This is a genomic window from Streptomyces sp. NPDC015532, from assembly GCF_043078065.1.
In the GTDB taxonomy this organism is placed as follows: domain Bacteria; phylum Actinomycetota; class Actinomycetes; order Streptomycetales; family Streptomycetaceae; genus Streptomyces.
The window spans coordinates 1,243,086-1,266,394 of the sequence record NZ_JBIBSY010000001.1; the positions used below are offsets into that span (position 1 = coordinate 1,243,086).

Genomic DNA, 23,309 nt, shown 5'->3' on the forward strand with positions numbered 1-23,309 from the left:
GTCATTCAAGATCGTGAGGGGAGTCGAAGGCATGGCAGCACACGAGCGATCGACAGCGGCGAGCCGGCGGGCGTTCTTGCGCACCGTCGGTCTGACCGGCGGCGCGGGCGCGATGTTCGCCACCATGGGGGCCCTCGGCCTCGCGCCCACCGCGCAGGCCGCCCAGCGCGAACAGCCCTTCCGAGCACCGAAGTCGGGTGATTTCACGCTCTCCGGGAGGGGGGCCGCGAAGGTCGTGATCGTAGGCGGCGGCATCGCGGGTCTGGCCTCCGCGTACGAGCTCGGCAAGGCGGGTTACGACTGTATGGTCCTGGAGGCGAGGGACCGCACCGGCGGCCGCAACTTCACCGTGCGCGGCGGTGATTCGACCACCGACCTGTACGGCCACACGCAGACGGCCCGGTTCGGCGAGGGCCAGTACATGAACGCGGGTCCGGCCCGCCTCCCGCAGTGGATGGTCACCCTCGACTACTGCCGGGAACTCGGCGTCCCCGTCGAAGTGTTCACGAATACGAACGCGGACGCGTACATGTACAACGAGTCGGCCGGCATGACCAGGCCGATGCGTCACCGGACCGCGAAGGCCGATGTCTACGGCTACGTCTCCGAGTTGCTGGCCAAGGCCACCGACAAGGGCGCCCTGGACAAGGAGCTGACGGCCGCCGACCAGGAGAGACTCGTCGAGTTCCTCAAGGACTTCGGTGAACTCGGCGACAAGCTCACCTACGAGGGAGGTCCGCGCCGGGGCTACACCACCGTCCCCGCCGCCGCCGGGACCCCGGGCGTGCTCCTCGGCGACGTCCCGAGCGCCTCCGAGGTCTTCGCCTCCGGCGTCGGCCGCTACTTCTCCTTCGAGTTCGAGTTCGACCAGGCGATGCTGATGTTCCAGCCGGTGGGCGGCATGGACCAGATACCCAAGGCGCTCACCAGGGCGATAGGGGCCCACCGCATCCGTACCGGAGCGGCGGTCTCCCGGATCACCGACAAGGGAGACGGCGTCACCGTCACGTACACCCAGGGCGGGCGCACCAGGACCCTGGACGCCGACTTCTGTATCGGCGCCCTGCCGCCCAACATCCTCGCCAGGATCCCGCACAACCTCGGCTCCGGCGTCCAGAGCGCCCTGGAGGCGATCACCCCGCAGTCCGCGGGCAAGATCGGCCTCGAATACCGGTCCCGCTGGTGGGAGCTCGACCACCGGATCTACGGCGGCATCACCGAGACCGACCTGGACGTCACCCACATCTGGCACCCCTCGTACGGCTTCCACGGCCGGCGCGGAGTCATGATCGGCTACTACAACTACGGCTCCGACGCCGACTCGTACGCGAAGCTCACCCCCAAGGAACGCGAGAAGCGCGCGGTGGCCGCCGGCGTGAAGATCTACGGCGAGAAGTACCGCACCGAACTCGACTCGTCCTTCTCCCATCACTGGCGCCAGACGCCGCACCTGGAAGGCGCCTGGCACAACACCCCCGGCGGGCCCGACGACGTTCGCTACAAGCCGCTGAACCGGCCCACCGGGCGGGTCTACTTCGCGGGCGACTGGCTCAGCTACGCCGATGCCTGGCAGCACGGCGCCTTCACGTCGGCCCGCAACGCCGTCAGCGCGCTCCACGCGCGCGTGCTGTCCTCGTAACACACGTGTGTTGTGCTGGTGCCGGTCCCCACCGTCCCCCGAAAGCCTTCCGGCCGCTCGTGGAGGCCGATGGACCGGCATGAGGCAGTGGTGCGGAGCACGGGCGGGAATGTCCGTGCTCCGCACCACGTTGTGCAGTACGAACACGAGGAGGAGCGGTCACAGTGCTTGATCCGCAGGGTTTGTACGCATGGGAGCCGAAGGGCCTGGCCGTGGTCGACATGGCGCTCGCCCAGGAGTCGGCCGGTCTTGTCATGCTCTACCACTTCGACGGATACATCGACGCGGGCGAAACCGGCGAGCAGATCGTCGACCGGGTGCTCGACTCGCTGCCCCACCAGGTCGTGGCCCGTTTCGACCATGACCGGCTCGTGGACTACCGCGCCCGCCGTCCGCTGCTGACGTTCAAGCGCGACCGCTGGGCCGAGTACGAGGAGCCGACCCTTGAGGTACGGCTCGTGCAGGACGCCACCGGCGCGCCCTTCCTGCTGCTGTCGGGCCCCGAGCCGGACACCGAGTGGGAGCGCTTCGCCGCCGCCGTCCAGCAGATCGTGGAGCGGCTCGGAGTCCGCCTCTGCGTGAACTTCCACGGCATCCCCATGGGCGTCCCGCACACACGCCCGGTGGGCCTCACCCCGCACGGCAACCGTACCGACCTGGTGCCCGGCCACCGCAGCCCCTTCGACGAGGCGCAGGTCCCCGGAAGCGCCGAGTCGCTGATCGAGTACCGCCTCATGGAGGCCGGTCACGACGTTCTCGGTGTCGCCGCGCACGTGCCCCACTACATCGCGCGCTCCCCGTACCCGGACGCGGCGCTGACGGTCCTGGAGTCCATCACGGCCGCGACCGGCCTGGTGCTCCCCGGGATAGCGCACGGCCTGCGGACCGAGGCGCACCGCACCCAGACCGAGATCGACCGCCAGATCCAGGAGGGCGACGAGGAACTCGTCGCGCTCGTCCAGGGCCTTGAGCACCAGTACGACGCCGCGGCGGGCGCCGAGACCCGCGGCAACATGCTCGCGGAACCGGTGGACATCCCCTCGGCGGACGAGATCGGCCAGGAGTTCGAGCGGTTCCTCGCGGAACGCGAAGGCGACGCCTGACCCCCTTCCGGGCTCCCGGGACTACCGGGCTCCCGGACGGAGGGTCTGTCAGTGCCAGGGCCTAAGCTGCGAGGCATGCTGAAGGTGGGCCTGACCGGTGGTATCGGCGCCGGCAAGAGCGAAGTGTCACGGCTGCTCGTCGCGCACGGCGCCGTGCTGATCGACGCGGACAGGATCGCGCGGGAGGTCGTCGCGCCCGGAACTCCCGGGCTGGCGGCGGTCGTCGACGCCTTCGGTGAGGACGTCCTCGCTCCGGACGGTGGCCTGGACCGGCCGAAGCTCGGCTCGATCGTCTTCGCCGACCCGCAGGAGCTCGCCGTCCTGAACTCGATCGTGCACCCCTTGGTCGGTGCCCGCTCGCGGGCTCTTGAGGACGCCGCGCCCGAGGACGCCGTCGTGGTCCACGACGTACCCCTGCTCGCGGAGAACGGCCTGGCCGCGCTGTACGACCTCGTGATCGTCGTCGACGCCCGCCCCGAGACCCAGCTCGACCGTCTCGTCCGGCTGCGCGGCATGGCAGAGGAGGACGCCCGCGCGCGCATGGCCGCACAGGCCTCCCGCGACAAGCGTCTGGCGATCGCGGACATCGTCATCGACAACGACGTGCCCCTGGAGACACTGGAGCGTCGCGTAGGGGACGTATGGGCCGATCTCGTGAGCAGAGCCCGCCGGCCCCAGGAATAGCGCCCCTTCGAGGGGGCGTTGAACCCTTGCAGCGAGGGAAGGACTCTGCCGTGCCCGAGACCAGCGGATCGACCGGACGGACTCCCGAGACGCACGTGATCGACTTCCGTGCCGCCGAGCAACTGCTCGACGCGCGCGACCCGCGGGGTGCGGTGAAGCTCCTCGACCCGGTCATCGCCGCCCACCCGGAGAACACCGCGGCCCGGCTGCTGCGTGCGCGTGCATTCTTCGCCGCCGCGCAACTGCGGCCGGCCGAGCTGGAGTTCACGATCGTCCTGGAGCGCGAGCCCGACAACGCGTTCGCGCACTTCGCGCTGGCCCGGACCTATGAGCGTCAGCGACGCCCCGAGCAGGCGAAGCGGCACTTCAGACTGGCGGCCGCGCTCGACCCGAAGCCGCAGTATCTGCGGGCGGCGCGGTTCGACGCGTAGCGCGACCGCGCGAAGCGGCACGGCCGACCTGCCGATCAGGTGAAGCGGTACGGCCGTCCCGCCGTTTCAGGGACGGTCTCAGGGATGCGACGGCCTCGACGGCCGGCGGCGCTCCGGCGGCCGGTACCCACGCCGGTCGTCCACGGGCTCGTACGGTGGGACGTCACGGCCCGGCTGGTAGTGCGGGCCCTGCCTGATGTGCCGAAGGATCATGGTCATGTCGACCGTGACGATCACCCAGAGCACGGCGCACGCGGCCGCCCACCCCGGGCGCCCCACCAGGATGAACGCCACCGTTCCGAAGACGGCCCAGATCAGCCCCCAGACGCTCAGCCAGAAACGCATCCGCAGAGCACTGCGCGCTGTCACCGGTTCACTGCCCGTACGCATCAGGATCACCACTCCTACGAGAAAACGTACTCTTCGTGGTGCACGTTCACCATGGGAGCGCGGTCGCAGACGGCCGCCGGGGGAGGCGACGGTGCTGCTGAAGACGCTGCGGGCGGACGCGAGGACAGCCGAGTGGCTGAGAGACCTGGAAGGGGAGGGTTCCGACCTGCGGGAAGCGGCGCTCCCGGACGCCGACGCGTTGCCGGACATCCTGCTCGACCTGGCCGTGCCCCATGAACACATCAACGAACTCGTCGCACTGCGCGCCCGGTTCACCGCCGATCCCGAGGCCATGACCCTCCTCGCGCGCTGCGTCACCCGCTTCGTGCGTGACATGGGGGACATAGGGAAGGGCTGGGAACCGCCCGCCTTCCCCGCGACGACCGGACTTCTCGGGCGCTGCTTCCATCTGTACGTGTTCATAGCGGCGCTTCCGTACGTCCGTGCCCATCACCGGGAGCGCGGGGTGCCCGAGGACGTCTCACGGCGCACCCTCGCCGACCTCGGCCGTCATGTGTCCGTGCACCACAGAAGGGCCGGCGGCCCCGGACTGCTGTTCCCCTGGTGGCTCGCCCTGCACTTCCACGGCGAGCTGTTCCAACTGGGCCGGCTCCAGTTCCAGCGGGTCCTGCTGGGGCGGCGCACGGCCGGTGCCGCCGAGGCGGCGGGGCTGGCCCTGGACCCCGGAGCCCCCTGCCTGAGCCTGCACATCACCGACTTCCGAGGCCCGCTCTCCCCGGCCGCGTGCGACCGTTCGCTCGGCCTGGCGCGGGAGTTCTTCGCCCGCCACTACCCCGAGGAGCGCCATGAGATCGCCGTCTGCGACTCCTGGCTGCTCGACCCGCAGCTCAAGCGATATCTGCCTGCCGACTCCAACATCATGCGCTTCCAGGACCGCTTCCACCTGGTGCACGAGGACAAGACCCCGGACGACACGGTGCCCATAGGCTTCGTCTTCGGCGATCCGGAGCTCCCGCTCGGTGAACTGCCGCGGCGCAACAGTGTGGAGCGCGCGGTGGTCGATCATCTGCACGCGGGCGGGCACTGGTACGGAGGACGGGGCTGGTTCGCGCTGTAGTCCTCCCGCCGGCGTCCGGACTCGTTCGGGTATCCCTCGAACACGTCACCCGAACGAGTGGCCGGAGAGGGGAACGGGCTTGCGGAATCCATCCGTTGGACGGGTATGAGGATCGAAATGCGTCAGGGATACGAGGGCACGGGACCGGGTGCCATCACACCGGACGGCTGCGCGGTCGAGCTCTACACGCGTCTGCCCGTCGGAACCGAACCGGACATCATCACCGCGGCCGTGCCTCCCGCCTCGCACATCCTGGAGCTGGGCAGCGGGGTCGGCCGGATGACCCACCCGCTCCTGGAACTCGGGTTCGCGGTCACGGCGGTGGACGAGTCCGCCGAGATGCTGGAGCACGTCCGAGGTGCGCGCCGCATACGCGGCAGCATCGAGGATCTCGACCTCGGCGAGACGTTCGACGTCGTGCTGATGGCGTCGTTCCTCGTGCACGCCGGGGACGTCCGGGTGCGGCGGGGACTGCTGGACACCTGTGCTCGCCATGTCGCGGACGACGGTTGTGTGCTGATCCAGCGCGAGGGCGAGAACTACCACACCGATGTGCCCCGGGAGCGCGTCGACCCGTCCGGATTCGTCGTGCGCATCCTGTCCGCCGAGCCCGTGGGGGACGGGGTCGACTCGGTGCGCGCGGAGTACACGTTCCCGGACGCCACCTGGACGCAGACGTTTCTGTCCCGCCCTTTGACGAAGGAGGCGTTCGAGGAGGCGCTGGCGGAGGCGGGGCTCAAGGTCGACCGGTATCTGACGGACGACGGGATGTGGGTGAGGGCCGTGAAGGGGTGAGCGGCGGGCGGTGGACGGGACAAAGTCCGTTCAGCGCCGATGAGTTCCCGGCAGTCCCCAGGTCTACCTCTGTGAAAGCAGCCACCGCTTCCCCAGGAGACCACCGTGTCCGAGACCACCGTCGCCCTCACCGCCACCCGCGCCGCCGTCACCCCCCGCTCCCGTGCCGCCCGGATCTCCCTGACCGCCCTCCAGGTCGTCCTCGGCCTCTTCTACGCGTTCGCGAGCGCCCTTCCCAAGCTGATCGCCCACCCTTCGGCGACGGAGTCGTTCGACAAGCTGGGCTGGGGCCACACCGGCATGTACATCATCGGCGCGCTCGAACTCGCCGGAGGCCTGGCCCTGCTGATCCCGCTGCTGGACGCGGTGGCCGCGCTGGCGCTGAGCGCTCTGATGGTCGGTGCGTTCATCGTCAACGTCACCGTCGTCCACGGCCCGTACGCGGCGACCCCGCTCATCCTGATGCTGCCGCTCGGCCTGATCGCCTGGGCCAGGCGCGGCCACACGACCGAACTGCTCCGCCTGGTACGCCGGCGGGCCGGACGCCGGGTGTGACGGCACAGCAAGGACGCAGGGCTCCTCCGCGAAGGGGGAGCCCTGCACGTCGTACGTCCGTACGCCCGCCGGGGAATCGGCCCGTGCACCGGAGCGCAGCCAGGTGAGCCTGCCGGTGCCTCGGCGTGGCCGCGTTCGGACGGCCGGGAAGCCGAGACGCGTGCTTGAGCGGCTCGACGAACCGGAGGAGCGGGGAGCGGAGGAGAGCACGGGGCGGGGGAGGCGAGGGGGAGGGGAAGTTTCCGGCGCGGGAGGGCTCAGTGGCGGGAGGAGCCTCCGGACCCGGTCGTGCCCGGGGACCTGGTCGAGCCGGTCGGCCCCGTGGAGGGGCCTGAGGTGTGGACGGGGCCGGACGAACCCGTCTGCATTCCCCGCAGGCGTTCCATGTCCCGGCGGTCCCGCTTGGTCGGGCGTCCCGCGCCCCGGTCACGGACACCCGCCGGAGCCACGGCCTCGCGCGGCGGGGGCGGTGGGCTGTTGTCGACATAGCATTCGGCGGCGACGGGTGCGCCGACCCGCTTGCGGATCACGCGCTTCACGACGACGACCCGTTCGCGGCCCTCGTGCCACAGACGCACCTCGTCGCCGACACGGACCGAGTACGCGGGCTTGACCCGCTCCCCGTTGACCCGAACATGGCCGCCCTTGCAGGCCGTGGCACCGATCGAACGGGTCTTGACGAGACGGACGGACCAGATCCAGGCGTCGACCCGCACGCTCTCGCCCCCGGCGGGCCCGGCGGCGACGGCGGCCCTGACGGCGGAAGCGGTCGCGGAGGCCGCCGTGGCAGCGGCTTCGGAGCCGGTCATGGAATCGGTCCCCGAGGCACCCCCGGACTCGATCCCGGAAGCGGCCTTGGGGCCCGTCCCGGAGACGGCCGTGGCAGCGTCCTCGGAGCCGGTCCGGCCGGTCCTGGACTCGGTCCTTGACCCTGCCGTGGCGGCCTTCCCGGCGTTCGTGCCGCGGTCGGCCGTGGCGGTCCCGCCGGCGTTCGCGCCGCGCCCGCCCTCGGTTCCCGCGCCCTTCATCTCCCCGTCAGCACCCTGAGAAGCCATGACCCGACTCTAATGCCCGCGGCCCGGGACACCGCATGCCTTTTCCGTCGCACGGACCACACCGGATGCGTCGCTCCCGGGGCGGGCGGAGGCTGTCGGTGAAGCCGTCCGGGGAACAGGAGAGGGGCCGAGGGTGGAGACAGCAGCGAGGGTCGACGCGCTGATGGACGGCCTCCGCGCCGATCTGGAACGCCTCGCGGCCATCCCCTCCGTCGCGTTCCCCGGCTTCCCGGCCGAGCCGGTGCGGGAGGCCCACGATCTCCTCGTGGGCCTGCTGCGGGACGCCGGAGTGGGGCGTGTCGAGAGCATCGAACTGCCCGGCACCGCCCCCGTGATCTTCGGGGAGATCCCGCCGCCGGACCCGGCCGCGCCGACCGTCCTGCTCTACTCGCACTACGACGTGCAGCCGGCCGGGGACGAGAAGCTGTGGCTGTCGCCGCCCTTCGAGCCGACACCCGTCGAGGGCGGTCTCCGGGCCCGCGGGATCGCGGACGACAAGTCCAACGTGATCGCCCACCTGGGGATGCTCCGGGCGTACGAGGGGCGGCCGCCGGTCGGGGTGAAGATCGTCTTCGAGGGGCAGGAGGAGTACGGCAGCCCCTTCGACGACTATCCGCCCAGCGATCCCCAGCGCTTCGCGTGCGACGCGATGGTCATCGCCGACCTGGGCAACCTCCGCCCCGGCAGCCCCACCCTGACCACCGCGCTGCGTGGTGCGGCCGAGGTCGTGGTCGAGGTGCGCACCCTTGAGGAGCCCCGGCACAGCGGGGAGTTCGGCGGTGCCGCGCCGGACGCCCTGCTCGTGCTGCTGACCGCTCTGTCCACGCTGCACGACGTGCACGGCGATGTGGCCGTCGCCGGGCTTCGGCGTGAGGAGTGGAGCGGGACGACGTACACCGAGGACGAATTCCGTGAACTCGCCGGTGTCCGCGACGGGGTCCCGCTCATCGGCAGCGGAAGCCTCGGCGAGCGGCTGTGGAGCGGGCCCGCGATCACGGTGATCGGCCTGGACGCGCCGAGTGTCGAACACGCGGCCTCCGCCGTCGTCCCGTACGCGCGTGCCAAGCTCAATCTCCGCTTCCACCCGCGCCAGGACGCGAGCGAGGCGCGGGCCAGGCTGGTCGACCACCTGCGCTCGCTGCGGCCCTTCGGCGTCCCGCTCACCGTCACACCGGGCGACACGGGCCCCGGCTACAAGGCCTCGACCGGCGGCCCCGCCTATCGCGCCGCGCTGACCGCGCTGCGCGAGGCCTGGGGCGAGGAGGCCGCGTACATCGCGACCGGTGGTTCGATTCCGCTGGTCAACGGGCTCGCACGAGCCGCACCCGACGCCGAGGTGCTGCTCTTCGGGGCGCAGGACAGCATGTGCAACCTGCACGCGCCCAACGAGCGCGTCCTGTTCTCGGAACTGCGCAACACCGTGGTGGCGATGTGCGCCTTCGTACGGGAGTACGCGGCCGGCTTCGGCCCGGGAGCGGGGGAGAGCGCGTGAGCCGGGAGAGGACGGCCCGGTGACGACCCCGACCGGGACCGAGCCGACCGGCACCGAAGAGCCGCCGCACCAGAGCGGGTTCACGTTTCCGAGCGCGCTGACCGTCCTCGCGATCGTCACGATCGCCGTGTGGGCCCTGGCGTTCCTGATCCCGGCGGGACAGTACGACCGCACGCCCGAGGGGAGGCCGATCCAGGGCACGTATCACCGTGTCGACTCGGGGCAGAGCTTCGTCGACCGCCTCAACGACCTCTTCCTCGCGCCCGTCAACGGCCTCTACGGAATCCTGGACGAGAGGACGGCGCAGGTCGGGCCGGATTTCGCCGGTGAACTGTACGGCAGCGCGGGGGTGTTCCTGTTCGTCCTCGCCATCGGGGCGTTCATCACGGTGGTGTTCGCGACGGGCGCGCTCGACCGGGGAATCGGCCTCCTCGCCCACCGGCTGCGCACGCGCGGCGCGTTGCTCATCGCGGGCATCATGCTGGTGTTCTCGGTGCTCGGCACGGTGGAGGGCTTCGCCGAGGAGACACTGGGGTTCTACGGGCTGATCGTGCCGTTGATGCTGGCGCTCGGCTACGACCGGATGGTGGCGGTCGGCACGATCATCCTCGGCGCGGGCATCGGGGTGCTGTGCTCGACGGTGAACCCGTTCGCGACGGGCGTCGCCTCGTCCGCCGCCGGCATCTCGCTCGGCGACGGCATCGTGCTGCGGTTCGTGATGTGGGTCGTGCTGACGGCGGTCACGATCGGATACGTCATCCGCTACGCGCGCCGGGTGCAGCGGAGCCCCGACCGCTCGATCACCGGGTTCCTGCCGGGGGACCGCGAGCACGCCCAGGACGCGGCCGGCGAGGTTCCCGAGCTGACCGGTCTGCACAAGGCGGTCCTCGTCACCACGGCGCTGGTCTTCGCCTTCATGATCTTCTCCGTCGTGCCGTGGTCCAGCGCGCTCACCGGCGAGGCGGACGCGCGACCGTACGGGTTCGAGCTCGGCTGGTCCTTCCCGGAGCTGGCGGCGCTGTTCCTGTGCGCGGCGGTGCTGGTCGGGGTGGTGGCGCGGATGGGCGAGCAGAAGCTGAGCGCGACGATCGTCCAGGGGGCCGCGGACTTCATCTCGCCCGCGCTGGTGATCGTGCTGGCCCGCGGGGTCACCGTGATCATGAACAATTCGAAGATCACCGACACGGTTCTGCACTCCATCGAGGGCATCGTGGAGGGCACCTCCTCCAGTCTCTTCGCGATCATCGTCTTCATCGTGAACCTGCCGCTGGCCTTCCTCATCCCCTCCACCTCCGGGCACGCGACCCTCGCCATGCCGATCCTCGCCCCGCTCGCCGACTTCGCGGGCGTCTCCCGGGCCGTCGTCGTGACGGCGTGGCAGGCCGCCAGCGGCTGGATGAACCTCTGGGTCCCCACCACCGCCGTCACCATCGGTGGCGTCGCGCTCGCCAAGGTCGGCTACGACAAGTACCTGCGCTTCATCTGGCCCCTCCTCGCCCTCCTCTTCCTGCTGATCTGCGGGTTCCTGGCGCTGGGAGCGGAGATGACCTAGCCGTCGGTGAGCGGGGGAGGCCGGGAACGGACGGGGGAGGAGCGCCGAGCCGTGGGACCGGGCGCGGGCGGGCCGGACGTACAGGGTCGTACAGGGGTCGTACGGCGGTCGTACGGCGGCCGTACGGTGGTGAGGTGGACAGCGGCACTCCGGCGGAAGACGCGGCCCGCTCCGGCGATCTCACCGTGCTCGACGGGCGGATCACCGGCTGCCGGGCCTGCCCGCGGCTTGTCGCGTGGCGCGAAGAGGTGGCCGCCACCAAGCGGGCCGCCTTCGCCGGCCAGACGTACTGGGGGCGTCCGGTGCCCGGGTTCGGGCCGCCCGACGCGTCCCTCCTCGTCGTCGGGCTCGCCCCCGCCGCGCACGGCGGCAACCGGACCGGGCGGATGTTCACCGGGGACCGGTCGGGTGACGTGCTGTACGCGGCGCTGCACGACGTCGGGCTCGCCTCGCGGGGCACCTCGGTGAGCGCCGGCGACGGACTGGAGCTGTACGGGGTGCGGGTCACCTCTCCGGTGCACTGCGCGCCACCGGCCAACAAGCCGACGCCCGAGGAGCGGAACACCTGCCGGCCCTGGCTCGTCAGGGAGCTGGGGCTGCTGCGGCCCACGCTGCGCACGGTGGTCGTGCTCGGGGCCTTCGGCTGGCAGGCCGCCCTGCCGGCCCTCGCGGAGGCGGGCTGGACGGTGCCCCGGCCACGTCCGGCGTTCGCGCACGGGGCGCGGGTGACGCTCGTACGAGTGCCGGAACCGGACGACACGGGTATCGGCACCGGCATCGACACCGCCCCCGCTTCCGTCGAGCTGTTCGGGTGTTTCCACGTCAGCCAGCGGAACACCTTCACCGGGCGCCTCACACCGGCGATGCTGAGGCAGGTCCTGACCACGGCGGCGGAGTCCGCGGGGCTGACGGCGTGCTCCCCGTGAGCGTTCCGCGGGTGTCAGCCGCGGTCGGGCCCACCGCCGGCCGCCGGTTCGGTCTCGGGGACGACGGCGGTCGCCGTGATCTCCACGAGCTGCCCGGTGTACCCGAGGCAGGCCACACCGAGCAGGGTCGAGGAGTGCGGGCCGATGCTCAGCCCCGAGGCCTCGACGACATTCCAGACCGCGGACAGCACGGAGGGCTCACCGCTGACGACGTACACGTCGGTCGACACGACATGGGCCATGTCGCTTCCCACCGCGCGCAGCTGCTCGTCGAGGTTGGCCAGCACCTGCTCGGCCTGGCGTACGGGATCGCCCGCGCCGACCAGCTTCCCGTCGGCGTCGAGCGGCACGGACCCGGCGAGGAAGGCGAGCTTGGCCCCCGCCTCGACGACGGACGCGTGCGCGTAGACGGGCGGCGCGAAGAGGCTGGGAACGGTGACGCGCTGGACCATGGGGGCTCCTGTGGGTGGGGTCCGCCGACGGCTGGCGGACAACCTGCCGATGATGCGGGTCCGGCACCGGCCCGCGCATCCCCATTACCGTCGACCGCGCGCCGGACGCGGCGGAGGGACACGCGGCGGACAGACCTGGCGTAGCCGGACATGGGCAGGACCGACATGGGCCGGACCGACATGGGCCGGACCGACATGGGCCGGACCGACATGGGCCGGACCGACTTGGGGGCGGAGGCGGCTGTACCCGTCCCGGGCGAATAATCCTTCGAGTGATCGCCGTCGACGCTGCTACGGTCACCGACGTGGCGAAACTCAATCAGATCATCGCAGTGGAGAAGGGCATCAAGTCCAAGTCCCACCAGGACCTGACGGCTGCTCATCATGGCCTGCAGAAGCCCGCGTTGCTCGCGGGCATCTCGCGGACGTACCAGCCGAAGGACGAGGAGGGCGAGCAGCTGCCGCCCGAGTCGACCCGGGTCCAGGTGCAGGCCGAGGACGTGCTGCGGGCGACCGCGGCGACCCTGACGCGGCTGTTCGACGTGACCGCCACCAAGGACTGGGCCAACTGCGCGGCGAGGGCCGATGTGGTGGTGGACGGGCGTGTACTCGTCGCCGAGGTGCCGGTGTCCTATCTGCTCTTCCTCGAGAAGCAGCTCACCGATCTCAACACCTTCGTCAGGAAGCTGCCCGTCCTCGACGCCTCCGAGTCCTGGGTGCGGGATCCCTCCACGGACGCCTGGAAGACCGAGCCGGTGCGGACCCTTCGTACGAAGAAGGTCCCGCGGAACCACGTCAAGGCCGAGGCGACCGAGAAGCACCCGGCCCAGGTCGAGGTGTACTACGAGGACATCCCCGTCGGGTACTGGACGACCGTCAAGTTCTCCGGCGCCCTGCCCGCGCGGCGCGTGAACGAACTCCTCGACCGTGTCGAGAAGTTGCAGCAGGCGGTCAAGTTCGCCCGCGAGGAGGCCAACGGCGCGGACGTCGTCGACCAGCGCGTCGGTGACGCTGTTTTCGGCTACCTGTTCGCACAGGGGTAGCCTCTGAACTCCCCGGCCACAACGCACCGCGGCCGGGGTGCGCGAGGAGCGCAAGCTGAACCTGAGGCTTGTCGTGAATGCACGGTTCCAGTGGAGGTTCGAGTCCTCCCCGCGGCACCAAGCGGCACTCCGGATCCACGGAGTGTCCACGCGCCGCGGTAGCCCAACTCGGCAGAGGCAGACCGTGATCAATCTCAGACTATTGCTCCAGACTCAGCATTCGCCGCCGATCGCCGGATCGACCGGGCCCAGGCCCCAGTACGCCGAGATGCTGGTTCAAGTCCAGTCCGCGCAGCTCGATGCGTGGTGGTCCAAAGGCAGGACGCGGCGACATAACGACTGACCTGGGTCCTCAAGCGTGCCGGCGTGCGACATGGTGGCATCTCAGGGTCCGGGGGCCGGCTACGCCCTCGGACCCGCTCCTCCTCCCTCCCGGAACTCTCCACGTCCGGTCCCCGGGAGCTGTTCCCGACGTTCTTCACACCCGTCTCCCGGGAAGCTCCCGACGCTCTCCACGCCCGCCTCCCGGGAGCTGTTCCCGACGCTCTCCACCTCCGTCTCCCGTGAAATGTCACGTCGCGGAAATCCGCGCGTTCGTTGATCGCGGACGACGCGCACTACCCTGGTAACGACACGAGCCCGGCCGACGTCGCCCGAAGGCACCCGCCCTCGCCCGACAGGAGCCCCGTGCGCATCACCCCCCTTGCCGCACCGCCCTGGCTCGCCCATGCCCTGCGCGCCCAGCGCGGACCGGTCCCCTGGAACGCGGTCGTGCGGGGTGCGCTGGCCTCCGGGCCGCTGCTGCTCGCGGCCGTCCTGAGCGGCCGTACCTCGCTCGGAGTGATCGCCGCCCTCGGCGCCATGCTGACGGGGATCAACGACAGGCCGGGCAGTCGCCGGGTGGCCGTCGAACGGCTCGGGGTACCGGCCCTCGCCGGGGCCGCCGGTCTGCTCATCGGTTCGTACGCCGGACAGCACACCGGTGCCGTGGCGCTCACCCTCGTTCTCACCGGGCTCGGACTGCTCGCCGGAGCCGTCAGCGCCGTCGGACCCGTGGCCTCCGGGGCCGGCACCCAGTTCCTGGTCGCCTCGGCGATCGGGGCCGGGATGCCGTTGCCCGACCCGGGCTGGGTGCGCGCGCTGCTCTTCCTCGGCGGGGCCGGCTGGCTGCTGGCGCTGCGGCTGGCGCTGCCGACGACCGCGGTGAACACCGGCGACTACCGCTTCGACGGGGAGCGGGACGCGGTCGGCGGCGTGTACGACGCCGTCGCCGGGCTGCTGCTCGCCGTGGGCGGACCCGACGCGACCCGGCGGCGCGTCGCGCTCACCGCGGCCCTCGATCACGCGCAGGACGCGCTCGACGGGCCCCGGCTGCGGCGGTACGCCAGTTCCGCGGCCGAGCGGCGACTGCACGCGCAGTACGCCGCCGCCCTGCCCCTCGCCGAGGCCGCGACCGCGCTCGCGTGGGCGGGCGAGGCCGTGCCCGCACGGGCCGCCGAGGGCCCACGACGGCTCGCCGTCGCGGTCCGCACCGGCGCCCCCACCGGCCCGCTGCCGGCGCCCGCCGTCCCCGGCGTCAGGACCGGGCCGCCCGGTGGCACCTCCGTCGTGCCCGCGCTGCGCGCCCTCCACGACGCCCTGCTGCATGCCGCCGAGACCTTCGACCGGGGCTTCGGGAACGCCCTGCACACCAGGCGGCGTACCGCTGTCTCCCTCGTCCGCACCGCAGTCGGTGCCGCGGGGCGCGAGTACGGGCTCCGGGTCGCCCTCTGCTTCGGCGTGAGCGTCGCCGTGGCACAGGCCCTGCACCACGCGCGCTGGTACGGCAACCACCCGCACTGGTACTGGCTCCCCGCCACCGCCGTCTTCCTCGTCAAGCCGGATCTGGGACCGCTCGCCTCCCGCGTGCTGTGCCGTGCGGCCGGCACCGTCCTCGGCGCGGTCGTCTTCGCGGGGCTCGTTCTTCTGCTGCCGCGGCCGGAGGGGTTCGTCGCGCTGGTCGCGGTCAGCGGCGCACTCATCCCCGTCGCCACCCGGCACTTCGCCGCACAGACCGCCGTCGTGACCGTCCTCGTCCTCGCCTTGGTGATGGTCGGCGGTGAGCCGCAGGCTTCCTGGAACCGGATCGTGGAGACCCTGCTGGCCTGCGCGATCGTGCTGCTCGTCGGACATCTGCCGGCACTCGGCCAGCGTGGCGGGACCGTGCGGGCGAGGCTCACCCGGGCCGGCGAGGCGGCGGACGTGTATCTCGCCCATGTGCTGAGCGACGGTACGGCCCGCGACCGTACGGGCCGCTGGGTCCTTCGCCGTGAGGCCTATCGCGCGCTCGCCGAGGCCCGTGCCGCGATCGATCTCGCCGCCGCCGAACTCCCCGCCCTGGCACGGCACTCCGAGGGCACCGGCGCGGTCGCGGCCACCCTGGAACGGCTCGTCGACACGACCACGGCGTGCGCCGTGCAGCTCGACGACACCGGCAGGCTCACGCCCCGGCACACCGAGCGGATCGCCGAACTCCTCGGCGAACTGGCCGAGCGGCGCGAGCATGCGGGCCTGCGGACGGCGCCCGCGCGGCCCGTCGCGGTCTGACCCTCGGGGCGGGCAAGAGGACCCGCGGAGTCCGTCGCGGCTGTTCTCCGGCCTGGTGTCGACTTCGTCTCAGTACCGTCACTGCCAGAGCCGTTCACCCCATGGCAGGCGTTTAAATCTCCACAGCGGCACGACATGGAGGTAGACGGTGAACGGGCGAATGGTGCTGGAGCGCTTTCCCGCAGGCGGACCACGCGGGTCGTGGCCCGCGGAGGAGTTCGCGCAGGCGCGCCGTCAGGAGGGCCAGGCGGCGGAGGTCGTCATGGACCTCGCCTCCGACGCGTTCCTGGTCGTCGTGGGTGGTGTCGACGGCGTCGAGTGAGGGGGCTCTGGACCCGTCGCTCCCCCAGCCGGGACCGGTTGCCCCCGGAGGCGGGGCAGTCGCCCCCCAGCCGGGACCGGTTGCCCCCCGGGAGACGGGGCAGTCAACCCCCAGACGGGACCAGTTGCGCCGGAGACGGGACCAGTTGCCCCCCAGCCGGGATCAGTAGCCCCGGAGGCGGGGGCCGCCGCCGTCTTCGGCGCCGTCAGCCGTTCCGCTCGTGGCGCCGGGCGATTCCGGTGCGTCCCCGTCGGCCGCTCACGTCAGGTCGGCCGCTTTCGATGTCGGCGGCCGCCCAACGAGCTTCACGCGCTGATCGGGCGTGACCAGGGGGGTGTCGTCCCCGTGACCTGGCACAGAGCCAGATACAGGGGGATCGGCGGGGTATATGGAAGCGTGCCATCCGGTTTGTGGATGAGCCCGGGAATCCGCGGTGCGTCCGACACGACAGCCCCCGTGACGTAGTGGGCGGGCGTCGGCCACTCCAGGGCGACATCGGAGTCGGAAGGAACGATCCACCACCAGTGCGCCCCGTCGGCGTAGACGCAGCCCACGCGAGGCAGCCGCGACACCAGCAACGGGCCGAAGCGGGCGGGCACCGACACCGCGTCGCAGCCCAGCGGCACGTTCATGCCCTCGGGAACGGGCAGACGTCTCGGCGGCCCGGACTGTCGCCGTCCGCGGCTCACGCGGACCAGCGTGTCCAGGTTCAGGACCTGCGTCGCAGGCCCCGCCGCAGACGTACGGCTCACAGGCTCTCCCGATCCCGGTTCTGATCCCGATTCTGGTTCTGTTCCCGGTTCTGTTCCCGACGCGGGTCCTCGGCTTGACGGGGATCGCCGTTCCGACGCGGATCCCCGTCCCCACAGGGATCCTCGCCTCGTCGCCGATCCCCGTCGCTGTTCCCGCTCCGGACGGAGGAAGGCCCGGGGGTCCCCACGATTCCCGCCCCCCAGGATCCCTCCGCCGCCGTGCCCCGACCGTCGTTCGGGGGCTTCTTCGCGCTCCAGCCGAGGTCCGCCCGCGGGCCGGTGCCCGTTTCGGGCGAGCCCGGTTCGCGCCGGGTGTTTTCGGCCCGGTCTGCCGAGCGCGGGATCTCCGCCCACACCAGCAGACCGGGCCCGGTGTCCTGGGCCCCCCAGGCCCTGGACACTGCCGCGACGAGAAGCAATCCCCTCCCGTGCTCCTCGTCGGGCCGCTGCGGGGAGGGATGCGGATCGCCAGGAGCGCACCCCTCGTCACACACGGCTATGCGCACCACGTCGTCGGCGTCCTGCAGTTCGCAGATCACGCGTTGCCCGGCGGCGTGGACGATCGCGTTGGTGACCAGTTCCGACACCACGAGGGTCGCCGTGTCACAGGTGTCCTCGCACACCGCCCAGCCGGACAGGCGGGACCGGGTCAGGCGTCTCGCCTGTGCCACGGAGCCCGGGTGTGCGGCCAACTCGAAGCGGAACCGGCGCTCGGCGGCCGCGTGGGGGCGCTGCTGCCCCATGGCGGCACGGAGACCGAACCGGTCTTCGGCGGCGTCTGTTCCTAACGGCGCGGACGGAATCACGCTTGCCACTATCGCGTCGCCGCGAACACTTGGCAAGACTCACTCTGAAAAATGCAGAGTGCCGTGTGACGCTGTGGGGGCGCGTGGCACACTGCTGGCAACAGCTAGCGAAGCGGCGCCAGTTGGGATCGTCGAGGCGGACGAGGAAGAACCCGGACGGCGCCGAACGGGCTGCCCGGACTCAGTGGAGGTGGGACGTGAGCGAACCGCGGTCCGCGCCGACGGTCGGCCAGGTCGTTCTCGGACGGCGACTGCTGGACCTGCGAGAACGCGCGGGTCTCAAGCGCGAGGAGGCCGCGCGGATCCTGCGTGTCGCCCCCGCGACGGTCCGCCGGATGGAGATGGCCGAGGTCTCCCTCAAAATCCCGTACCTCCAGCTCCTGTTGAAGTCGTACGGCGTCGGTGACCAGGAGGCCGAAGCCTTCGTCCGGCTCGCGGAGGACGCCAACAAGCCCGGCTGGTGGCAGCGGTTCCACGACATCCTGCCCGACTGGTTCTCCATGCACGTCAGCCTGGAAGGCGCCGCCTCCCTGCTGCGCTCCTACGAACCGCACTTCGTTCCGGGCCTGTTGCAGACCGAGGACTACGCGCGCGGCGTCCTGAAGGCGGGAGCCATCGGGCAGACCAGGCCCGAGGACATCGAACGCCATGTCGCGCTGCGCCTGCAGCGCCAGGATCTGCTCACGCGCGAGGACGCGCCCCGGATCTGGGTGGTGATGGACGAGACGGTGCTGCGCCGTACCATCGGCGGCCCCGAGGTGATGCGCGCCCAGATCGACAAGTTGCTTCAGGCCACGAAGCTGCCCCATGTGACGTTGCAGGTGATCCCGTTCGCCTCGGGTCCGCATCCCGGCACGTACGGGCCCTTCGTGCTGTTCCGATTTGCCATGCCGGAACTCCCGGACATGGTCTACAGCGAGTACCTGACCGGCGCTGTCTACCTGGACGCGCGTTCCGAGGTGGCGACCCACCTGGAGGTCATGGACCGCATGGCGGCCCAAGCCGCCACGGCACATCGCACGAAGGAGATCCTCCGGGATCTCCGCAAGGAGCTGTGAATGGAACGCGTCACGCCGGAACGCATCAACCCGCGAATAGGCAACGTGCGCATCTACAACGGAATGCCCGCCCGTGAACTGGGCAGCGAGGGCTGGCACAAACCGTGGAGCGGCGGCAACGGCGGCAACTGCCTGGAGGCGATGAAACTCGCCGACGGCCGTATCGCCGTACGCCAGTCGGCCGACCCGGACGGTCCCGCCCTCATCTACACGCCCGGCGAGATGACCGCTTTCATCGAGGGTGCGAAAGCGGGAGAGGCGGACTTCCTTCTCTCCTGAACGACTTGCTTTCTCTTTTCCACGACTTCCCTGAATTTGGTTCCGACCTGAATTTGGTTCTGACTTGATCACTCACCACGGCGCGGACTTACGGAGACCGCCATGACCGGACAGCCCCCGCCCGGAATCGACACCGGCAAGCCGCATCCGGCGCGCATGTACGACTGGTACCTCGGCAAACCGTAGGCCGCTCAGGGGCGTTGCGGCACGCGGACGTCACACATCCCGCCGCGGCGCTGTCCTCGCGAGGGTGACGGTCCGCGTACGCGGCCTGCGCTACGCGGTCATGGGGCGGTCGTACGGTCCGATCGGTGCCGGCAGCCGCGAGCGGGCCGCCCCGCTGAGCGCCCCGTCCACCGCCGCGGCGACCGCCCGGCCCTCGGCGATGGCCCACACGACGAGCGACGCGCCCCGTGCCGCGTCCCCGGCGGCGTACACCCCGGGAACGTTCGTGCCGAAGTCGGCGCCGCGGGCGATCGTGCCGCGCGGTTCGAGTTCCAGCTGCAGCTGGTCGATCACCCCGTCGTGCGGGTCCGGGCCGGAGAAGCCGAGGGCGAGCAGGACCAGATCGGCGGGCAGGGTCCGCGCGGAGTCGGGGATCGGGCGGCGCCCCTCGTCGACCTCGACGAGACGCAGCGAGCGCACCCTGCCCTCCGTGTCCCCCTCGAACCGGAGCGTGGACGCGGCGAAGAGCCGGGCGTCCGCGTCGGCGGCGGGGGCCGTGCCCAGCGCGCCGGCCTCCTCGTGCGCGGCGGAGAGCCGGTAGACCTTCGGATACGTCGGCCACGGCTCGGCGTCCTCGTCGCGCTCGGCCTCCGGCTGCGGATAGATGTCGAGCTGGGTCACGGAGGCGGCGCCCTCGCGCACAGCCGTCCCCAGGCAGTCGGCGCCGGTGTCACCACCGCCGACGATCACCACATGCCTGCCCGCCGCGGACAGCGGGGAGACCTCCAGATCCCCCTCGCACACCCGGTCGGCCAGCGGAAGGTACTCCATCGCCTGATGGATGCCGGACAACTGTCTTCCCGGTACGTCCAGTTCGCGCCAGGCGGTGGCGCCGAGCGCCAGAACCACGGCGTCGTAGCGGGCCTTGAGCTCGACCGCCCCGATGTCGGTTCCGATCGCCGTCGACGTGCGGAACTTGGTTCCCTCCGCACGCATCTGGGCCAGCCGACGGTCCAGATGCCGCTTCTCCATCTTGAACGCGGGGATTCCGTACCGCAGCAGACCGCCGACCCGGTCCGCTCGTTCGTACACGGCCACCGTATGACCGGCCCGGGTGAGCTGCTGTGCCGCGGCGAGCCCGGTGGGCCCCGACCCGACGATCGCGACCGTCCGCCCCGAGAGGCGGTCCGGCGGACGCGGCGGTGTGAACCCGTCCTCCCAGGCGCGGTCGGCGATGGCGACCTCGACGTTCTTGATGGTGACCGCCGGCTGGTTGATCGCCAGCACACAGCCCGCCTCGCACGGAGCGGGGCACAACCGCCCGGTGAACTCGGGGAAGTTGTTCGTGGCGTGCAGCCGGTCGCTCGCCGCCCGCCAGTCGTCGCGCGATACGAGGTCGTTCCACTCGGGGATCAGATTGCCCAGGGGGCACGCGTCGTGACAGAAGGGGATGCCGCAGTCCATGCAGCGGTCGGCCTGTTTCTCGATGATCGGCAGCAGGCTTCCGGGAACGTACACCTCGTCCCAGTCCCGTACCCGTTCCCGGACCGGCCGGCGCGGATACTCCTGGCGTGGTGTGGTCATGAAACCCTTGGGATCGGCCATGGCCGTCTCCCTCATGGAAGCGTACGAGAGGGCACAGCCGCACGGACATCGGCCGTCGTCGGCCACGGAATCCGGGCAGCACTCCTTTCCCGCCACGATACGTCGCCCGCGCACCCGCCGCCGCCCCGGACGACAGCGGGCCGGGGGGAGGGGAGAGACGTACGGCTCAGGCGAGGGCGAGTGCGTAGGACACCGCCGCCGCGGCCGAGGCGGCGGCGCGGACGTGATTCCACATCGTCCACTGGCGGACGAACAGGGGCCAGTAGGCGGCGGCCTCCGGAGTCTCGGGGTCCAGCTTCCGCAGCGCGTCGTTGCGCGGGACGTTCGCCGCGATCGTCACCCCGAACGCCCCGAACAGATACAGCGCGCTGCCGAGCAGCAACTCCACCGTCCCGTCGTCCGGCAGCAGCACGAACGTCACCACCGCCAGCACCGAGCTCAGTACCGCCGACCCGATGAACACCAGCATGAACGGGGGACGGACCGCGGCGACGTTGATCGCGTTCATCGCGGCGACTCCCCGCGACGGCGGCAGCTGGGCGAGCGCTCTCATCACGAAGGTCGAGAAGCCGAAGAACACCCCGGCCACCAGCCCACAGCCGAGCACCCCCAGCAGGGTCAGCACGAAATACGGTCCATCGATCATGTCCACTCCCGTGTCGAGCCGGCCGGACCCAAGATCCTGCACACCGCCGGCCGTCATCTCAAGCCAAATCCCTCACGCCCACAACGGCCATGGCCGAGCGCCGCACCCCCATGCGCGACCGTCTCCGCCCCGGCCCGTCGTCCCCCTGCCCCGCCGACCGTCCCCTTCTGCCCGACCGCCCCGCCCCCTCACATCGCCGCCGGCCGTTCCCTCACACGCCGCCGTCCCTCTCCTCGCACATCGCCGCCGGCCCCCTTTCCGGACATCGCAGCCGACCGCCCCGCGACCCTCGCCGAGCGTCCTGCGACCTTGCCGACCGTCCCGCGGCGCCGCCGACCGTCCCGCGGCGCCCGCAGGCCGTCCCGTCGCACCCGCGTGAACCCTTCACTCACGCCTGCGCGGTGATCTCGTCGCGCCATTCCCAGAGCCTCGTGTCCACCGTCGCCGCGATCCGGCGGCGCGCCTCGTGACGCGGAACGCCGCTCATCAGCAGATGGTCGTACGGGGTCTCCGCGTGCCGTACCGACGCGCGGACCGCCGCGGTCACCGCCGCCTCGGACAGCGCGCGGCCCGCCGAGCTGCGCCCGACCCGCCCGCTGCCGCGCACCGAGGCGTGGGCGGCGATCGTTCGTGCCCGGTCGGCCGGACAGGCCGGGAACAGCCGGGATATCTCCCGCGCGAACGCCTCCGTGAAGCGGACGTCCTCCGCCTCCCGGCGCCGCGCGTCCCGTGCCCGGCGCCGCCGTCGTGCCTCCGCGTCCGCCAGGCACCGTTCCTCGGCCAGGGCGAGCGCCGCCTCCTCGACCATGACGCCCTGCCGCTCGTAACGCCCCCGCCGCCGGTTGAACCGCACCACCACCGCCGACAGCGTGCTGCCCTCCCGTGATCTGCGCGTCAGCGCCGTGTCGCCGCGCGGCAGGAACACCAGGTGTCCGAGATCAGCGCAGTCCAGACACCGAGGCGCCCCGTCCTCCAGCACCAGCAGCGGGAGCGGCCCGCTCCGGCACTCGACGCAGTGCCGCTTCCTGAGCGGCTGGACGACGAGAAGTCCGTTCCGGCGCGGGGGATCGGTGATCGGTGCCATACGCGTTTCCTTCCCCGGACCCGTGCCCCATCTACGTCGTCGGGTGATACCCCCGTACGGCGCTCGCCCCGGTGGCCCGATGCCCTCCCCGCCCGCGACCGGCCCGACGCACCGGCCGGGACCCCGCACGCGCGCGGCATCATGGGGCGTGTGCGACTCGAAGCGATCACCTGGGAACGGCTCGGCGACCACCTCGCCGATCGTCTGCTCGAACTGAAACCGCAGGACGGCAGCCCCTGGCCACGCGTCGCCTTCGACGGCGCACCGGCCGCCCGCACCGGCGAACTCGCGCAGCGCGTCTTCGAGGCGCTGCGGGTACGGGGCCGTCCCTCGCTGGTCGTCGGCGCGCAGGACTTCCTGCGCCCCGCGTCGCTCCGGCTCGAACACGGCCACCAGGACGTCGAGGCCTATTACGACGGCTGGTTCGACACCGGCGCCCTGTGGCGCGAGGTCTTCGGTCCCCTCGAACCCGACGGCGACGGCCGGGTCCTGCCCGATCTCCGGGACCCCGTCACCGACCGGGCCACCCGCAGTCCCTATGTCCAACTCCCGCCCGGTGGAATGCTGTTGCTGCACGGCCCCCTCCTGCTGCGTCACTGGTTCCCGTTCGACCTCAGCGTCCACATACTCCTTTCCCCGGGCGCCCTCCGTCGTCGTACTCCCGAGGCGGAGCACTGGACTCTGCCCGCGTTCGCCCAGTACGAGAGAGAGGTGGATCCGGGCGCCGCCGCCGACGTCCTGGTACGGGCGGACGACCCCCGCCACCCGGCCTGGAACGGCTGACCGGAAGCCCGCATCCACGGATCTCCAG

At 71.4% G+C, this 23,309-nt stretch carries 24 protein-coding genes; 16 read left to right on the forward strand and 8 right to left on the reverse strand.

Features of this window, described 5'->3' with window-relative positions:
* Window positions 1–112 precede the first annotated feature (112 nt).
* The 4 genes from ACF07B_RS05255 to ACF07B_RS05270 all read left to right on the forward strand — a co-directional run bounded on the left by ACF07B_RS05255 (window position 113) and on the right by ACF07B_RS05270 (window position 3,857).
* Complete coding sequence (locus ACF07B_RS05255) at window positions 113–1,639, forward strand: flavin monoamine oxidase family protein (RefSeq protein ID WP_392177970.1); 1,527 nt, start codon at window positions 113–115, stop codon at window positions 1,637–1,639.
* 164 nt (window positions 1,640–1,803) lie between these two features.
* Window positions 1,804–2,742 (forward strand): PAC2 family protein, encoded by a 939-nt coding sequence (locus tag ACF07B_RS05260; protein WP_328668504.1) that lies wholly within the window; start codon window positions 1,804–1,806, stop codon window positions 2,740–2,742.
* Between the two features lie 75 nt (window positions 2,743–2,817).
* Window positions 2,818–3,426: a dephospho-CoA kinase gene (gene coaE / locus ACF07B_RS05265; protein ID WP_392177782.1), complete on the forward strand. Its 609-nt coding sequence runs from the start codon at window positions 2,818–2,820 to the stop codon at window positions 3,424–3,426.
* 50 nt (window positions 3,427–3,476) lie between these two features.
* Window positions 3,477–3,857, forward strand: coding sequence for a tetratricopeptide repeat protein (locus ACF07B_RS05270; protein WP_362407481.1), 381 nt, complete (start codon window positions 3,477–3,479; stop codon window positions 3,855–3,857).
* A gap of 78 nt (window positions 3,858–3,935) precedes the next feature.
* Here the strand turns inward: ACF07B_RS05270 and ACF07B_RS05275 are convergent, their stop codons facing one another.
* A complete protein-coding gene (locus tag ACF07B_RS05275; protein WP_392177783.1) occupies window positions 3,936–4,247 on the reverse strand; it encodes a DUF6343 family protein in 312 nt (103 codons plus the stop codon).
* A 91-nt stretch (window positions 4,248–4,338) separates the two neighbouring features.
* Here ACF07B_RS05275 and ACF07B_RS05280 point away from each other — a divergent pair, with 91 nt between their 5' ends.
* From ACF07B_RS05280 to ACF07B_RS05290, 3 genes are all read left to right on the forward strand, one after another.
* Complete coding sequence (locus ACF07B_RS05280) at window positions 4,339–5,325, forward strand: acyltransferase domain-containing protein (protein WP_369486071.1); 987 nt, start codon at window positions 4,339–4,341, stop codon at window positions 5,323–5,325.
* A 117-nt stretch (window positions 5,326–5,442) separates the two neighbouring features.
* Window positions 5,443–6,120, forward strand: coding sequence for a class I SAM-dependent methyltransferase (locus tag ACF07B_RS05285; RefSeq protein ID WP_392177784.1), 678 nt, complete (start codon window positions 5,443–5,445; stop codon window positions 6,118–6,120).
* A 105-nt stretch (window positions 6,121–6,225) separates the two neighbouring features.
* Window positions 6,226–6,675, forward strand: coding sequence for a DoxX family protein (locus tag ACF07B_RS05290; protein WP_392177785.1), 450 nt, complete (start codon window positions 6,226–6,228; stop codon window positions 6,673–6,675).
* A gap of 257 nt (window positions 6,676–6,932) precedes the next feature.
* Here ACF07B_RS05290 and ACF07B_RS05295 read toward each other — a convergent pair whose 3' ends face one another.
* Window positions 6,933–7,484, reverse strand: a complete 552-nt coding sequence (locus ACF07B_RS05295) for an RNA-binding S4 domain-containing protein (RefSeq protein WP_392177971.1) — start codon at window positions 7,482–7,484, stop codon at window positions 6,933–6,935.
* Window positions 7,485–7,893: 409 nt separating this feature from the next.
* On the opposite strand from ACF07B_RS05295, the gene ACF07B_RS05300 reads away from it, so the two are divergent.
* The 3 genes from ACF07B_RS05300 (at window position 7,894) to ACF07B_RS05310 (ending at window position 11,700) form a co-directional block, all read left to right on the forward strand.
* Window positions 7,894–9,222: a M20/M25/M40 family metallo-hydrolase gene (locus tag ACF07B_RS05300; RefSeq protein WP_392177972.1), complete on the forward strand. Its 1,329-nt coding sequence runs from the start codon at window positions 7,894–7,896 to the stop codon at window positions 9,220–9,222.
* A gap of 19 nt (window positions 9,223–9,241) precedes the next feature.
* Entirely contained in the window at window positions 9,242–10,774 is a 1,533-nt protein-coding gene (locus tag ACF07B_RS05305) for a YfcC family protein (protein WP_392177786.1), read from the forward strand.
* 134 nt (window positions 10,775–10,908) lie between these two features.
* Window positions 10,909–11,700, forward strand: coding sequence for a uracil-DNA glycosylase (locus ACF07B_RS05310; RefSeq protein ID WP_392177787.1), 792 nt, complete (start codon window positions 10,909–10,911; stop codon window positions 11,698–11,700).
* Window positions 11,701–11,714: 14 nt separating this feature from the next.
* On the opposite strand, the gene ACF07B_RS05315 is transcribed toward ACF07B_RS05310, so the two are convergent.
* The gene (locus tag ACF07B_RS05315) at window positions 11,715–12,152 is read right to left on the reverse strand and encodes a RidA family protein (protein WP_392177788.1); all 438 of its coding nucleotides are present in this window, start codon (window positions 12,150–12,152) and stop codon (window positions 11,715–11,717) included.
* Between the two features lie 305 nt (window positions 12,153–12,457).
* Between ACF07B_RS05315 and ACF07B_RS05320 the strand changes: the two genes are divergently transcribed.
* From ACF07B_RS05320 to ACF07B_RS05330, 3 genes are all read left to right on the forward strand, one after another.
* Complete coding sequence (locus ACF07B_RS05320) at window positions 12,458–13,195, forward strand: hypothetical protein (RefSeq protein WP_261703435.1); 738 nt, start codon at window positions 12,458–12,460, stop codon at window positions 13,193–13,195.
* 687 nt (window positions 13,196–13,882) lie between these two features.
* Window positions 13,883–15,781 (forward strand): FUSC family protein, encoded by a 1,899-nt coding sequence (locus ACF07B_RS05325; protein ID WP_392177789.1) that lies wholly within the window; start codon window positions 13,883–13,885, stop codon window positions 15,779–15,781.
* A gap of 148 nt (window positions 15,782–15,929) precedes the next feature.
* Window positions 15,930–16,103, forward strand: a complete 174-nt coding sequence (locus ACF07B_RS05330; RefSeq protein WP_339128732.1) for a hypothetical protein — start codon at window positions 15,930–15,932, stop codon at window positions 16,101–16,103.
* 305 nt (window positions 16,104–16,408) lie between these two features.
* Here ACF07B_RS05330 and ACF07B_RS05335 read toward each other — a convergent pair whose 3' ends face one another.
* Window positions 16,409–16,855 (reverse strand): hypothetical protein, encoded by a 447-nt coding sequence (locus ACF07B_RS05335; RefSeq protein WP_369483542.1) that lies wholly within the window; start codon window positions 16,853–16,855, stop codon window positions 16,409–16,411.
* Entirely contained in the window at window positions 16,852–17,598 is a 747-nt protein-coding gene (locus ACF07B_RS05340; protein ID WP_392177790.1) for an ATP-binding protein, read from the reverse strand. Before ACF07B_RS05340 ends, ACF07B_RS05335 begins: the two co-directional genes overlap by 4 nt.
* A 260-nt stretch (window positions 17,599–17,858) precedes the next feature.
* Here ACF07B_RS05340 and ACF07B_RS05345 point away from each other — a divergent pair, with 260 nt between their 5' ends.
* Window positions 17,859–18,719 carry a helix-turn-helix transcriptional regulator gene (locus ACF07B_RS05345; protein ID WP_362407515.1) on the forward strand — a complete coding sequence of 287 codons (861 nt, stop codon included), beginning with the start codon at window positions 17,859–17,861 and terminating at the stop codon, window positions 18,717–18,719.
* Window positions 18,720–18,998 carry a DUF397 domain-containing protein gene (locus ACF07B_RS05350; protein WP_326788416.1) on the forward strand — a complete coding sequence of 93 codons (279 nt, stop codon included), beginning with the start codon at window positions 18,720–18,722 and terminating at the stop codon, window positions 18,996–18,998.
* Between the two features lie 276 nt (window positions 18,999–19,274).
* On the opposite strand, the gene ACF07B_RS05355 is transcribed toward ACF07B_RS05350, so the two are convergent.
* The 3 genes from ACF07B_RS05355 to ACF07B_RS05365 all read right to left on the reverse strand — a co-directional run bounded on the left by ACF07B_RS05355 (window position 19,275) and on the right by ACF07B_RS05365 (window position 22,498).
* Window positions 19,275–20,768: a glutamate synthase subunit beta gene (locus ACF07B_RS05355; protein WP_392177791.1), complete on the reverse strand. Its 1,494-nt coding sequence runs from the start codon at window positions 20,766–20,768 to the stop codon at window positions 19,275–19,277.
* 166 nt (window positions 20,769–20,934) lie between these two features.
* Window positions 20,935–21,414 carry a DUF1772 domain-containing protein gene (locus ACF07B_RS05360; RefSeq protein ID WP_369483539.1) on the reverse strand — a complete coding sequence of 160 codons (480 nt, stop codon included), beginning with the start codon at window positions 21,412–21,414 and terminating at the stop codon, window positions 20,935–20,937.
* 388 nt (window positions 21,415–21,802) lie between these two features.
* Complete coding sequence (locus ACF07B_RS05365) at window positions 21,803–22,498, reverse strand: DUF2293 domain-containing protein (protein WP_392177792.1); 696 nt, start codon at window positions 22,496–22,498, stop codon at window positions 21,803–21,805.
* 141 nt (window positions 22,499–22,639) lie between these two features.
* Between ACF07B_RS05365 and ACF07B_RS05370 the strand changes: the two genes are divergently transcribed.
* A complete protein-coding gene (locus tag ACF07B_RS05370; RefSeq protein ID WP_392177793.1) occupies window positions 22,640–23,281 on the forward strand; it encodes a uridine kinase in 642 nt (213 codons plus the stop codon).
* Window positions 23,282–23,309 lie beyond the last annotated feature (28 nt).